The organism is Pseudomonas sessilinigenes (assembly GCF_003850565.1).
In the GTDB taxonomy this organism is placed as follows: Bacteria; Pseudomonadota; Gammaproteobacteria; order Pseudomonadales; family Pseudomonadaceae; genus Aquipseudomonas; species Aquipseudomonas sessilinigenes.
On the sequence record NZ_CP027706.1, the window covers coordinates 3,881,169 to 3,894,515 of the forward strand.

Consider the following 13,347-nt stretch of genomic DNA (forward strand, 5'->3'; position numbering starts at 1 on the left):
TCACGGATGGTTCCAGGAGGGTCCGATGCTGCAATCCTGTTCTATCGAGCGTGCGGTGGATGAAGTGCTCGCTCGTTTGCCGCAACACATTCACATGGGCATGCCCCTGGGTCTGGGCAAGCCCAACCGCTTCGCCAATGCCCTGTATCGTCGGGTTGCCCAACTGCCCGAACGCCAGCTGACCCTCTACACCGCCTTGAGCCTGGGCCGGCCTGCATTGGGCGATGGTTTGCAGCGACGCTTTCTGGAGCCCTTCGTCGAGCGGGTGTTCGGTGATTACCCGGAGCTGGATTTTCTCGCCGCCCTGCACCGCGACAACCTGCCAGCCAACATCCGTGTCGAGCAGTTCTTCATGCAACCTGGCAGCCTGCTGCACAGTGACGTGGCGCAGCAAGACTATGTCAGCAGCAACTACAGCCATGCCGCCCGGGACATCAATGCCGCAGGCCTGAACCTGGTCGCCCAGCTCGTGGCGCGTCATCCGCAACAGCCAGGGTGCCTGAGCCTGAGCTGCAACCCGGACATCACCCTGGACATGCTGCCGATGATCGCCAAGCGGCGCGACGCCGGGGAGACCATCCTGCTGCTCGGCCAGGTTCATCGCGACCTGCCCTATATGCCGGGCGATGCCGAGATCGCTGCCGCGGACTTTGACCTGCTGATCGATGAAGACGAATGCAGCACGCTGTTTTCCACGCCCAACATGCCGGTAGGCGTGCAGGATCATTGCATTGGCCTGCATGCCAGCACCCTGGTGCGTGACGGCGGTACCTTGCAGATCGGCATCGGCTCCATGGGGGATGCGCTGACGGCAGCGCTGCTGGCGCGCCAGGCGGATAACGATGGTTATCGTGCTGTACTCGCAGACTTGCAGGTGGGCTACTGGCAGTCGTTGATCGATCGCGAAGGTGGGGTCGAACCCTTTGCCCAGGGGCTCTATGGCTGCAGCGAAATGTTCGTCAACGGCCTGCTGGCCCTGGCTGATGCCGGGATCGTGCGACGCAAGGTCTACCCCAGCGTGGAGCAGCAGCGCCAGGCCAATACCGGCACCCTGGACCCGGCCACCGCAGGCGGGGTCTCGATCCATGGCGGATTTTTCCTGGGGCCACGCAGTTTCTACCAGCGCTTGCGCGAGCTACCCCAGGACAAGCTGGCGGAATTCAACATGAGCGCCATCAGCTACATCAACGAGCTGTATGGCCACGAAGAGCTCAAGCGCCTGCAGCGTCGCGATGCACGCTTCATCAACAGCGCATTCACCATGACCTTGCTGGGCGCCGCGGTGTCCGATCAGTTGCAGGATGGGCGGGTGTTGAGCGGTGTGGGCGGGCAGTACAACTTCGTGGTCCAGGGCCATGCCCTGGCGGATGCCCGTTCGGTGCTGATCCTGCGCAGTTGGCGGGAGTCGGCAGGGGAGGTCAGTTCCAACATCGTCTGGGAGTACGGCCATTGCACCATCCCGCGGCACCTGCGGGACATCGTCATCACCGAGTACGGCATCGCCGATCTGCGGGGCAAGTCCGATGCCAAGGTGATCGAGGCGCTGCTCAACATCAGCGACTCACGCTTCCAGCCAGGATTGATGGAGCAGGCACAGAAAGCCGGCAAGCTGCCCAGGGACTTCCGCCTGGATCCGCGCTTTGCCGATAACAGCCCACAGCGCTTGCTGGACATCCAGGCGCGCCATCGCCATCTGTTCCCAGAGTATCCGCTGGGCAGTGATTTCACCGCTCAGGAGCGTGATCTGCTGCGGGCGCTGAACTGGCTCAAGAGCAAGTTCAAGCTCAGCGAGATCCTCGAGTTGGGCAAGGCGGCCTTCGACGCGCCGGAGCCCGGGGCGTTTCCCGAACACCTGGAGCGCATGGGGCTGGAACAGCCCGAGGGCCTGCGTGAAGACCTGTACCAGCGCTTGTTGCTGGCCGGCCTGCAGGCCACCCGTCAGCCGTGAGCCTGGTGCCTGGTCACTCGATGAAAGTGACCACGCCGCCGGCCAGGGATTTGACCCGCGCCAGGGATTCCACGCGGTAGCCCTGGGAGTCCAGTTCGGCGCGGCCGCCCTGGAAGGACTTTTCGATCACGATGCCCAGGCCGGCCACGGTGGCGCCGGCCTGCTTGATGATCGAGATCAGGGCCTGGGAAGCCTTACCGTTGGCCAGGAAGTCGTCGATGATCAGCACGCGGTCGCTGCTGGTCAGGTGCCGTGGCGAAATAGCCACGGTGCTTTCTACCTGCTTGGTGAAGGAGTACACGGTGGCCGACAGCAGGTTCTCGGTCAGGGTCAGGGACTGGTGCTTGCGAGCGAAGATCACCGGTACACCCAGGTTCAGGCCGGTCATGATCGCTGGAGCGATGCCGGAGGCCTCGATGGTCACGATCTTGGTGATGCCCGAGTCCTTGAACAGCCTGGCGAATTCGTCGCCGATCAACTTCATCAACTGCGGATCGATCTGATGGTTCAGAAAGGCGTCGACTTTCAATACTTGATCGGAAAGCACGATGCCTTCTTCGCGAATTTTCTGGTGCAGTGCTTCCACGGAGCTTCCTCTAATGGCCGCTATGGGGCCAAGGGTCTGTTAAAAAATAGTCGATTTTACCGCTTTAGCATCGCGCGTATATCAGCCAAAGCATTATTGCCGCGAACGGCCTTGACCTCGGTCGGCGTGTCGTCGTTGCCTTCCCAGGCCAGGTCGTCCGGCGGCAGTTCGTCGAGAAAACGGCTTGGCGCGCAGTCGATGATTTCGCCGTACTGCTTGCGCTTGGCCGCGAAGGTGAAGGCCAGGGTCTGGCGCGCCCGAGTGATGCCCACGTAGGCCAGGCGTCGCTCCTCCTCGATGGTATCGGCTTCGATACTGGAGCGGTGGGGGAGGATTTCCTCTTCCATGCCCATGATGAACACGTAGGGAAACTCCAGGCCCTTGGAGGCGTGCAGGGTCATCATCTGTACCCCTTCGGCGCCGTCTTCCTCTTCCTGCTGGCGCTCCAGCATGTCCCGCAGGACCAGCTTGCCGATGGCATCCTCGACGGTCATCTCGCCGTCTTCGTCCTTTTCCAGGGTGTTCTTCAGGGCCTCGATCAGGAACCAGACGTTGCCCATCCGGTAGTCCGCGGCCTTGTCGCTGGAGCTGTTGGTGCGCAGCCAGTTCTCGTAGTCGATGTCCATGACCATGCTGCGCAGGGCGCCGATCGGGTCCTCGCCGGCGCACTGCTCGCGGACCCGGTCCATGAAGCGCTTGAAGCGCGCCAGGCGGTCGGTGAAGCGGCTGTCCAGGTGCTCGCCGAGGCCGATTTCCTCGGTGGCGGAATACATCGAGATACCGCGCCCGGTGGCGTAGTTGCCGAGTTTCTCCAGGGTCGTGGAGCCGATTTCCCGGCGCGGCACGTTGATCACCCGCAGGAATGCGTTGTCGTCATCGGGGTTCACGATCAGGCGGAAGTAGGCCATCAGGTCTTTCACTTCCTGGCGACCGAAGAAGCTGTTGCCGCCGGACAGGCGATAAGGCACCTGGTGGTGCTGCAGCTTCAACTCGATCAACTTGGCCTGGTAGTTGCCCCGGTAGAGGATCGCAAAATCGCTGTAGGGACGGTTGGTGCGCAAGTGCAGGGTGAGGATTTCCATGGCCACTCGCTCGGCCTCGGCATCCTCGTTCTTGCAGCGGATCACGCGGATCTCGTCGCCGTGGCCCATCTCGCTCCACAGCTGCTTTTCGAATTCGTGGGGGTTGTTGGAGATCAGCACGTTGGCGCAGCGCAGGATGCGGCTGGTGGAGCGGTAGTTCTGCTCCAGCATCACCACTTTCAAGGATGGGTAGTCGTCCTTGAGCAGCATCAGGTTTTCCGGCCGTGCGCCGCGCCAGGCATAGATCGACTGGTCATCGTCGCCCACCACGGTGAACTGGTTGCGCGTGCCGATGAGCATCTTCACCAGCAGGTACTGGCTGGCGTTGGTGTCCTGGTACTCGTCCACCAGCAGGTAGCGCACCTTGTTCTGCCACTTTTCCAGGATGTCGGCGTGTTCTTCGAACAGCTTTACCGGCAGCAGGATCAGGTCGTCGAAGTCCACCGCGTTGAACGCCTTGAGCGTGCGCTGGTAGTGGGTGTAGACGATGGCCGCGGTCTGCTCCTTGGGGTTGCGCGCATTTTCCAGGGCCTGGGCGGGCAGGATCAGGTCGTTCTTCCAGGCGCCGATCATGTTCTTGATCTCGTCGACGCCGTCGTCCCCGGAGTATTCCTTTTGCATGATGTCGGTCATCAGGGCCTTGACGTCGGTCTCGTCGAAGATCGAGAAGCCCGGCTTGTAGCCCAGCCGCACATGCTCCTTGCGGATGATGTTCAGGCCCAGGTTGTGGAAGGTCGAGACGGTCAGGCCGCGACCCTCGCCGCTGCGCAATAGGGTGCCGACCCGCTCCTTCATTTCCCGCGCCGCCTTGTTGGTGAAGGTCATGGCGACGATGTACTGGGCGCGGATCCCGCAGTTCTGGATCAGGTGAGCGATCTTGCGGGTGATCACGCTGGTCTTGCCGGAGCCGGCACCGGCGAGCACCAAAAGAGGGCCGCCGACGTAGTTCACGGCTTCTTGCTGCCGGGGATTGAGTCGGGACATGACGGTAAAAAGGGGTCGATGACGAAAAGGGCGGGCATTTTAACAGGATGGACGGATTCTGCTGCGTCTCTCCGACTTGTGACGCATAACGCTATCTAAATTTGCCGGTTTTGATACTTTCCCTCAGGATGCGCGCTGAATATGCGTCTAATGTTCGAGTTAGAGCGGTACAAGAAATTGCGTATGATAATCACTATCAATTGATATTGACCGTTTGCGCGCCATAATGCCCGCCGCCAACTTTTTTTGCAGAGTCTAGGGAGCTAGCTTGTCTAAGCCTGTCGAACCCTTGCGTTTGCTGCTACTGGCTGAAGAGCCTGTGTGGACAGCGTTGTTGCGCGAGTGTGTCGCTCCGTTGGGAGACTCGGTGGTATTGATCAGTGCTTCCAGCTGGGAGTCTGTCAGTCGTTTGTTCGAAGACGACCGCAACGCGGTCTTGCTGACCATTCCACACCTGCAGCCCGGCCCCGGGCGTTGCAGCCTGCCCACCGTCCTGTTGCTGGACCAGGAGCCCTCAGTCGCTCCGGTAGGCGTCAGTGACTGGCTGGTGGGTTCGTGCCTGAGCACCGATGCCTTGCGCCGTTGCCTGCGCCATGTACGTGAGCGCGGGCTGCTGGAAAGCACCTTGCAGCGCCTGGCCGAGCAGGACCCGCTGACCGGCATTGCCAACCGCCAGGGGTTCCAGACCCTGCTGGCCGCGCGCCTTGCGGAAAACGACGGGCGCGGCCTGGCCTTGGGGCACCTGGACCTGGACAACTTTCGCCATGCCAACGATGCCCTGGGGCACCAGGCCGGCGATCGCCTGATCCTGCAGGTGGTCTCGCGGCTCAAGAGCCAGCTGGAGGCCGGTGACCAGCTGGCCCGCCTGGGCAGCGACGAATTTGCCTTGCTGATCGATACACGTCGCGCTCCACAGCGCGCCGAATGGATCGCCGAACGTATCACCGAGGCCATGGCCGAGCCTTATTGGATCGACGGCGAAAGCCTGCTGATCGGTTGCAGCCTGGGGGTCGCCCATGCCCGCGCCCATGCTGGCGCCGACCCGCTGATGTGGCATGCGCACATCGCCATGCAGCAAGCCAAGAGTACCCAGGGCTGTACCTTTCATATCTTCAACGAGCGGATCAACCGCAATGCCCGCAGCCTGGCCGACCTGGAAAGCGAACTGCGCCGGGCTCTGCGTCGCGACGAGCTGGAGTTGCATTACCAGCCGCGCCTGAACCTGCACGACGGCAAGATCGTCGGCCTCGAGGCCCTGGTGCGCTGGCGCCATGGCGAGCGTGGGTTGCTGCCGCCCAGCGAATTCGTGCCCCTGGCCGAGCAGAGCGGGCTGATCGTACCCCTGGGCTATTGGGTGATTTCTCGTGCCCTGCGCGATATGCAGGCCTTGCGCGAGCGCGAGCTGGCACCACTGCACATGGCGGTCAACCTGTCGTTTCGCCAGTTCCAGGACAGCCAGCTGCTCTCGACCTTGAGCCGTTTGATCAGTGAGCGTGGGGTCGAGGCGCAGTGGCTGGAATTCGAACTGACCGAAACCGCCGTCATGCGCCGCAGCGACCTGGTGAAGCAGACCATGGACGCACTCGGGCGGCTGGGGGTGCGCTTTTCCCTGGACGACTTCGGCACGGGCTTCTCGTCGTTCGTCCATCTCAACAGCCTGCCGATTGCCCTGCTCAAGGTGGACAAGAGCTTCGTCGGCGGCATGGAGCAGCGTGAAGAGAATCGCAAGCTGGTCCACGCGATGATCAACCTCGCCCACAACCTCAATCTGGACGTGGTGGCCGAAGGCGTGGAAACCGCCGAACAACTGGCGCTGCTGCGCGATTTCGGTTGTGACCAGGCCCAGGGCTACCTGATCAGCAAGCCGCTGCCGCTGGCCGAACTGGTGGAATACCTGACCTTCGGCAGCAGCCAGCGCCTGGGCCAGGAAGAAGTCATCTAGGGACCATGAGCTGTGCCGGCAACCCTGGAACCAGGGAGCCGGCAGCCGATTCAATCGGCCTGGAGGCCCATGGCCGGCACCACGGGCTCATGCTTGATCATGCGGCGCATCCGCCATTCGAAGGCCAGGGTCAGGCTGATGGCTGCGCACGCCAGGCCCAGGGCCAGGCCCCACCAGACACCGGTCGGCCCCCAACCCAGGGTGAACGCCATCAACCAGGCCGAGGGCGCCCCGATCAGCCAATAACAGCCCAGCCCCACCAGGAAGGTGGTCTTGGCATCCTTGAGCCCGCGGATCGCTCCCATGGCGATGGTCTGGGTGCCGTCGAATAGCTCGAACCAGGCCGCTACGGTCAACAGGCTGACGGCCAACTGGATCACCGGGGCGAACGCGGGGTCATCATGGTCGAGGAACAGCCCGATCAACTGGTTGGGCAGCAGCCAGAAGACCACCGCGAACCCCAGCATCACCACCGCACCGAAGGCAATGCCGACCCGTCCTGCCAGGCGCGCATCCAATAGCTGTCCGGCGCCATAGTGCTGGCCGATGCGCATGGTGATGGCGTAGGAAACCCCCGCCGGCACCATGAACGCCACCGAAACGATCTGCAGGGCGATCTGGTGTGCCGCCAGCTGGGTGCTGCCCATCGTCCCCATGCACAGGGCGGCGAAGGCGAACAATCCGACCTCCACGGCATAGGTACCGCCGATGGGCAGGCCCAGGCGCCACAGCTCCCGCAGGTACTGGGTATTGAGCCGGAACAGGCCCTGGCGCAAGGGATAGGCGGTATAGGCCGGGTGCCGCTTGATATGCCAGGCCAGTGCCACGGCCATGCAGTTGGCGACGATGGCGGTGACCAGGCCGATACCGACCAAGCCGAGCTTCGGCAGGCCGAACATACCGGTGATCAGCGCATAGTTGAGCAGGAAGTTGGCCACCGTGCCGCCCAGGCTGATGACCATCACTGGCGTGGCCCGGCCGATGGCGCTGGTGAAGCCGCGCAAGGCCATGAAACTCAGGTAGCCGGGCAAGGCGAAGGGCAGGATCAGCAGGAACTGACCGGCTGATTGGACGTTGCTTGCGGTCTGGCCGAACAGCAACAGCAGCGGCTTGAGGTTCCACAGCAGCAAGGCGGCTACCAGGGCCATCAGCCAGGCCAGCCACAAGCCGGCCTGGGTCAGGCGCGCTGCGCCCTCGATATCGCCGGCGCCCTGGCGGATCGCTACCAGGGTGCCTACCGCGGCGATCACGCCAATGCAGAAGATCGAGACGAAGGAGTAGCTGGCTGCGCCCAGGCTGCCGCCGGCCAGCGCCTCGGGGCTCAGGCGGGCCATCATCAAAGTGTCGGTGAGGACCATCAACATATGGGCCAGCTGCGAGGCGATCAATGGCCCTGCCAGCCGCAGGATGGCCCAGAGTTCGGTACGTGCTGGATGCTGCATGGTCATCAGGCTCGGTCAGGTGGAAAGCGGGAAGAACGCTGATTCTCGGCGCTCTTGGCCCATAGCACAAAGGGATAAAAATACGTGCTGACATGATAAAAACTCATGCGAAGCGCTTTCTGGTAGCTTGGCTGCATTGCGCTGCCGGAGTCTGTCCATGTCCCGTCGTCTACCTCCTCTCTATGCCCTGCGGGCCTTCGAAGCCGCAGCCCGGCATAGCTCGTTCACCCGGGCCGGTGAAGAACTGTCGATTACCCAGAGTGCTGTCAGTCGCCATGTGCGCACGCTGGAGGAGCATTTCGCCTGCCGGTTGTTCCAGCGTAGCGGACGCAACCTCTTGTTGACCGAAGCCGCGCGCCTGCTGTTGCCGGGGGTGCGTGAGGGGTTCGCCGCCCTGGAGCGGGCCTGCGCCACCCTGCGGGCCGAAGACGACATCCTGCGCATGAAGGCGCCCTCGACCCTGACCATGCGCTGGCTGCTAGCGCGGCTCAGTCGCTTTCGCCACTTGCAACCGGGCAACGAGGTGCAACTCACCAGTGCCTGGATGGATGTGGACTCGGTGGATTTCAACCAGGAGCCTTTCGACTGCGCGGTACTGCTGAGCAACGGCCACTTTCCCGCTGACTGGGAGTCCAGCCGCCTGTTCCCGGAACTGCTGATCCCTGTGGGCGCGCCGAACCTGCTCAACGACCAGCCCTGGGATGTGGCGCGCCTGGCGAGCACCGAGTTGCTGCACCCGACCCCGGATCGTCGTGACTGGCGCAGCTGGCTCGAGCACATGGGGTTGGCCGATCAGGTCTCGCTCAAGGGCGGGCAGGTCTTCGACACCCTGGAGCTGGGGATGATCGCCGCCGCACGGGGCTACGGCGTGTCCATGGGCGACTTGCTCATGGTGGCCGAAGACGTGGCCCAAGGGCGCTTGAGCCTGCCCTGGCCGACGGCGGTGGCCAGTGGCCTGGACTACTATCTGGTGTGGCCCAGGACCCGGCCTGGTGGCGAACGCCTGCGGCGCCTGAGCGACTTCCTGCAAGGGGAGGTTGGGGCCATGCAATTGCCAGCTGTGGAGCGTCTTGGCTGAAACGTTGAAGCCCCTGGCTGGCAGGCTGTGAGATATATCCTTGCAAACCGCTCAAGTATTGCCGGATGCCGCCGAATCCTGGGATATGGAACCAGCGTTCAGGAAGGTCCTAACTCATTAGAAAATCTTGGAATTATTGCTGCCGAGCGTGCCACTTGATCAGGATGATCCGCCTTCTCGGCCAGGAGCCATCATGTCCCAACCCCGTGCCCGGATAGCCTCCCAGCTAGGGCTTGCCCTTGCCCTGGTACTCGCCCTGGTGATCAGTGGCAGTACTCTTTTTGCCCTGCGTTCGCTGGATTCGGCCAACCTCGACACCCGTGAAGAACACCTGGCCAGTGAAGCCCGCCTGCTGGCGGACCAGCTCAATACCTTCCATGGCAGCCTGCGCGAGAGTACCCAGCGCCTGAGCGGCCTGTTCGAGAACCGTTTTCGCAGCGGCCTGAGCCTACACCCCGACGAGCCGGTGACCGTGGCCGGGGTGCAGACTCCTGGCTTGCACCTGGGCAACGTGGTGCTGAACAACAACTTCGATGAAGTGGACCAGTTCAAGCAGATGACCGCCGGGGTCGCGACCCTGTTCGTGCGCAGCGGTGACGATTTCATCCGTGTCAGCACTTCCCTGAGCAAGCAGGATGGCAGCCGCGCCATCGGCACCCTGCTCGACCACGGCCATCCGGCCTATCAGAAACTCATGGCCGGGCAGGGCTACGTTGGCCGCGCGCTGCTGTTCGAGCGTTTCTACATGACCCAGTACACCCCGGTGATGGACCGCAGTGGTCGGGTAATCGCGGTGCTGTTCGTGGGTTTCGACTACACCGACGCGCAGAACGCCCAGTTCGCCAACCTCAAGCGCTTCCGCATCGGCCAGAGTGGTTCCCTGGCCCTGCTCGACGAGCAACACAAATGGCTGGTGCCGCCGGCTGGCGTACAAGCCCTGGACCAGGCCGCGCAGCTCCTGGTGGACGTGGCGAAGGAGCCGGGCAAGGGGCGTTTCTGGAGCGATGGAGGCGAGGACTTCTACAGCCTGGCGGTGCCTTTTGCCGATGGTCCCTGGTCGGTGGTGGCGAGCATGCCCAAGGCCGAGATCCGTGAGGTGACCTGGAGCGTTGGGCTACGCCTGGTGATTGGCAGCCTGCTGGCGATGCTGCTGGCGGTGGGAGCCACGGTATGGTTGTTGCGCAGCAAGCTGGCGCCCCTGGGCGACCTGGTGCGCCAGGCCCAGGCCTTGGGCGGTGGCGACCTGAGCGCGCGGCTGAATGTTTCCAGCCACGATGAGATCGGCCAGCTGGCCCGCAGCTTCAACCAGATGGGCGAGGCCTTGTCGACCATGGTCGAGCACATCCGTCGCTCCGCCACCGAGGTCAGTGGCCGGGCCCAGGCGTTGTCCGGGCTGTCCAGCGGGGCCTACGAAGGCATGGAACAGCAATCCGGGGAAATCACCAGCATGGCCGGGGCGGTAGAACAGTTCAGCGCTACTTCGCTGAACATCGCCGACAACATGGGCAGTACCCAGCGCCTGGCCCAGGAAAATGCCGAGCAGACCCATATCGGTCGTGAGTCCATGGAGCAGGCTTCTTCGTCGCTTGAGCAGATCGCCGGGGCCCTGGGCAGCACGGCAGCCGTGATCGATACCCTGGGGCAGCGCTCCCAGGAAATCGGCGGGATCGTTGGGGTGATCACCGCCATCGCCGACCAGACCAACCTGCTGGCCCTCAACGCGGCCATCGAGGCGGCCCGCGCCGGGGAGCAGGGTCGCGGTTTTGCGGTGGTGGCCGATGAGGTGCGCAACCTGGCATCGCGCACCCGCGAGGCCACGGCGGAAATCTCGCAGATGATCAACAGCATCCAGCAGGAAACCGGCAATGCCATCCAGACCATGGAGCAGGGCAACCGCCTGATGCAGGAAGGTTTGTCGCGCAACGCTGGTGTGGCGTCGGCCTTGGCCCTGATCGACGAGCAGAGCCAGAGTGCCGGCGAACAGTTCGCCGCGATCACTACCGCGACCCAGGAGCAGAGCAGCACCGCCACGGTCCTGAGCCGCAACCTGCAGAGCATTGCCCAGGCCAACAGCGAGCAGCGCGAGGTGGTGTCCAACCTGGCCGTCACCGCGCGTGAGCTGGAAGCCCTGGCCGCCGACCTGCGCCACGAAGTCGACCGCTTCCGTTGACTGCACCCGCCCTCCGGCGAGGTGTTGGAGGGCCATGGTTGCAATGACACATGATTGGACTAAAACAGATGAGCAGTTGATTGCCCTTCAAGGACTGACCTTTTAGCAGGAGCTGGCATGACTCATCTTTCTCGTTTCGTTCCCCGTGCATTGGCTGTGTCGATGTTCTTGCTCAGCCACGCAGCCTTCGGCCAGGAAAGCCCGGCGTTCATCGACCCGGCGTCCTGGAGCACGCCATTCAACCGGATTGCCCAAGTGGCCTGTCACAACTGCTATGAAAAGCAGTACGCGGGCACCTTCAGCAGCGTGCTCGACAGTGTGCGCACCCTGGAGCTGGATTTCTGGGACCAGCGCGACGCGGTAACCGGGGGTTCGCCACGGCATTGGTTCGTGCGGCACAACCCGGGCACCCTGTTCCAGTCCGGCAACGACAATAACTGCACGGGCGACGGTACCGGCAAGAACGACCTGGAAGCCTGCCTGAACGATATCAAGCTCTGGAGCGACAACCATCCGGGGCATTTCCCCATCACCGTGATCCTGGACAAGAAGCAGGGTTGGTCGAAAGCCAGCTCGGGGCGCACGCCACAGGACTTCGACGACTTGGTGAGCCGGATCTTCCAGGGCAAGCTGTACACCCCCCAGGACCTGGCGACCCATATCGGCAGCAGTGCCGGAGCCCTGCAGAACAACCTCAAGGGCAAGGCCTGGCCCACCGCCAGCCAATTGCAGGGCAAGGTTTTGCTGGTGCTCAACCATTCGGAGAACCAGAAGCTTTCGCAGTACGCCGAAGCCCGGACCTCCAGCGCCAAGGTGTTCATCTCACCGGTGACCAATGGCCAGAACGATGTCAGCGGCAAGGTCAGTGGCATGTCCGACCAGTCATCGGGTTATGTGGCCATGAACAACATGGGCAAGGGTGACAAGAAATGGGCGGCCCAAGCCTTTGCCTACAGCCATATCGGGCGAGTCTGGGGTGATGACGGTGTGTCGTTCGCCCAACACATCGCTGAACAGATCAACCTGTCGGCGTACTACAAGTTCGCCGACCAGGGCGCTGGCGGTTTCCGCATTCGGCCGTTCTGACGTTCAGCGGGGCTCGGCGGTGTCGTCGAGTCCCGGGTCCACGCGCTTGCCGATATCCCGTAGGCGCGCCAGCTGGTCGACCATGCTCGGGGCCTCGTCGACACTGCTGACGAAGGTCCACAGGTAAGTCATGACCGCATACACATGCCCGGCCTTGATCTCGGGCGACAGCGACAGCTGGGTGATGGCGATCACGAACAGCACCGCTGCCATGACGCCAAGAAACAGATAGGCCACCGCTTCCCGGTCCGATAGCCAGATCCGCAGCCGCGACAGCAACCGGTAATGACGCTGCAGGGATTGGGCACCCACTTTGGCGACCAGGCCGATTTCCTTTTCCAGGCGGTTGTTCAGGCGCTCGTGCAACTGCTGGTTGCGTCGGGCGAAGCGTGGCAGCAGGGTGATGCACAGCAGCAATGCCACCAGGCAGGCCAGACCAATCCAGGGTTCGATCACCAAGAGCATCACCGCTGCGCCGATGATCGACACCAGGGCCGTGGCGATGATCGGTACGTGTTTCTCGAAGAAGTCGACGAACTCCCGGGCCAGCACCACTCGCGCTGCCGCGGTGGAGGTGTTCTGTTGCTGCTGGCGCTGGTTGAGGATCACCGGTACGGCCAGGTCCGCATAGATGCGAGTGAAGGTCCGGGTATCCACGGCACGCCGTGCTGCGCCGACGATCCAGAAGCCCAGCACCACCATGGCGTAGACCAGGGCATGGGTGGTATCGCCGCGCAGGATCGAGTCCACGGCGAACCCGGCGAACAGCGGGTAGGCCAGCAGCAGGGCGTTCTCCAGGGCCACCAGGGACAAGGTGACGAACAGTTTGCCCGGGTACGCGCGAGCGATGGCCTTGAGGGTCTGGCCAGCGGATTGCTGGCCGAGTTTCTGGGTTGGGTCCGCGATATTGGAACGGGTGACGACAGACATGACTGCACCACAAGTGTGATAACGGTTAATATTGAGCGAGTGCTCAATTATCTTTGAGCGACCGCTCAAAACGCAAGTGCCGTTCATTCCGGCGCCAAG

Annotated in this window: 9 protein-coding genes and 1 pseudogene; 6 read left to right on the forward strand and 4 right to left on the reverse strand. The window is 62.9% G+C overall.

What is annotated here, in order from left to right; translation table 11 throughout:
* The first annotated feature begins 25 nt into the window (after positions 1-25).
* Positions 26-1,948: an acetyl-CoA hydrolase/transferase C-terminal domain-containing protein gene (locus tag C4K39_RS17895; RefSeq protein WP_124347103.1), complete on the forward strand. Its 1,923-nt coding sequence runs from the start codon at positions 26-28 to the stop codon at positions 1,946-1,948.
* Positions 1,949-1,961: 13 nt separating this feature from the next.
* On the opposite strand, the gene C4K39_RS17900 is transcribed toward C4K39_RS17895, so the two are convergent.
* A complete protein-coding gene (locus tag C4K39_RS17900; RefSeq protein ID WP_068577713.1) occupies positions 1,962-2,534 on the reverse strand; it encodes a xanthine phosphoribosyltransferase in 573 nt (190 codons plus the stop codon).
* Positions 2,535-2,590: 56 nt separating this feature from the next.
* Positions 2,591-4,600 (reverse strand): DNA helicase Rep, encoded by a 2,010-nt coding sequence (gene rep / locus C4K39_RS17905; protein ID WP_068577716.1) that lies wholly within the window; start codon positions 4,598-4,600, stop codon positions 2,591-2,593.
* Positions 4,601-4,868: 268 nt separating this feature from the next.
* On the opposite strand from rep, the gene C4K39_RS17910 reads away from it, so the two are divergent.
* Positions 4,869-6,542 (forward strand): putative bifunctional diguanylate cyclase/phosphodiesterase, encoded by a 1,674-nt coding sequence (locus tag C4K39_RS17910; RefSeq protein WP_124347104.1) that lies wholly within the window; start codon positions 4,869-4,871, stop codon positions 6,540-6,542.
* Positions 6,543-6,592: 50 nt separating this feature from the next.
* On the opposite strand, the gene C4K39_RS17915 is transcribed toward C4K39_RS17910, so the two are convergent.
* Positions 6,593-7,990 (reverse strand): NorM family multidrug efflux MATE transporter, encoded by a 1,398-nt coding sequence (locus C4K39_RS17915; RefSeq protein ID WP_068577720.1) that lies wholly within the window; start codon positions 7,988-7,990, stop codon positions 6,593-6,595.
* 151 nt (positions 7,991-8,141) lie between these two features.
* On the opposite strand from C4K39_RS17915, the gene C4K39_RS17920 reads away from it, so the two are divergent.
* The 4 genes and pseudogenes from C4K39_RS17920 to C4K39_RS17930 all read left to right on the forward strand — a co-directional run bounded on the left by C4K39_RS17920 (position 8,142) and on the right by C4K39_RS17930 (position 12,318).
* Entirely contained in the window at positions 8,142-9,062 is a 921-nt protein-coding gene (locus tag C4K39_RS17920) for a LysR substrate-binding domain-containing protein (RefSeq protein WP_068577721.1), read from the forward strand.
* A gap of 193 nt (positions 9,063-9,255) precedes the next feature.
* A pseudogene (locus tag C4K39_RS32255) lies at positions 9,256-10,329 on the forward strand (Cache 3/Cache 2 fusion domain-containing protein); the annotation flags it as partial.
* A 180-nt stretch (positions 10,330-10,509) separates the two neighbouring features.
* Complete coding sequence (locus C4K39_RS32260) at positions 10,510-11,232, forward strand: methyl-accepting chemotaxis protein (RefSeq protein ID WP_437179387.1); 723 nt, start codon at positions 10,510-10,512, stop codon at positions 11,230-11,232.
* Positions 11,233-11,349: 117 nt separating this feature from the next.
* Entirely contained in the window at positions 11,350-12,318 is a 969-nt protein-coding gene (locus C4K39_RS17930; RefSeq protein ID WP_068577733.1) for a Ca2+-dependent phosphoinositide-specific phospholipase C, read from the forward strand.
* Positions 12,319-12,321: 3 nt separating this feature from the next.
* Here the strand turns inward: C4K39_RS17930 and C4K39_RS17935 are convergent, their stop codons facing one another.
* Entirely contained in the window at positions 12,322-13,335 is a 1,014-nt protein-coding gene (locus C4K39_RS17935; protein WP_068577734.1) for an ABC transporter six-transmembrane domain-containing protein, read from the reverse strand.
* Positions 13,336-13,347 lie beyond the last annotated feature (12 nt).

Excerpts from the sequence above, each read along its gene's own strand:
- C4K39_RS17930 (WP_068577733.1), top strand. The coding sequence starts at position 11,350 with ATGACTCATCTTTCTCGTTTCGTTCCCCGTGCATTGGCTGTGTCGATG.
- rep (WP_068577716.1), bottom strand. The coding sequence starts at position 4,600 with ATGTCCCGACTCAATCCCCGGCAGCAAGAAGCCGTGAACTACGTCGGC.
- C4K39_RS17895 (WP_124347103.1), top strand. The coding sequence starts at position 26 with ATGCTGCAATCCTGTTCTATCGAGCGTGCGGTGGATGAAGTGCTCGCT.
- C4K39_RS17920 (WP_068577721.1), top strand. The coding sequence starts at position 8,142 with ATGTCCCGTCGTCTACCTCCTCTCTATGCCCTGCGGGCCTTCGAAGCC.
- C4K39_RS17915 (WP_068577720.1), bottom strand. The coding sequence starts at position 7,990 with ATGACCATGCAGCATCCAGCACGTACCGAACTCTGGGCCATCCTGCGG.
- C4K39_RS32260 (WP_437179387.1), top strand. The coding sequence starts at position 10,510 with ATGGCCGGGGCGGTAGAACAGTTCAGCGCTACTTCGCTGAACATCGCC.
- C4K39_RS17935 (WP_068577734.1), bottom strand. The coding sequence starts at position 13,335 with ATGAACGGCACTTGCGTTTTGAGCGGTCGCTCAAAGATAATTGAGCAC.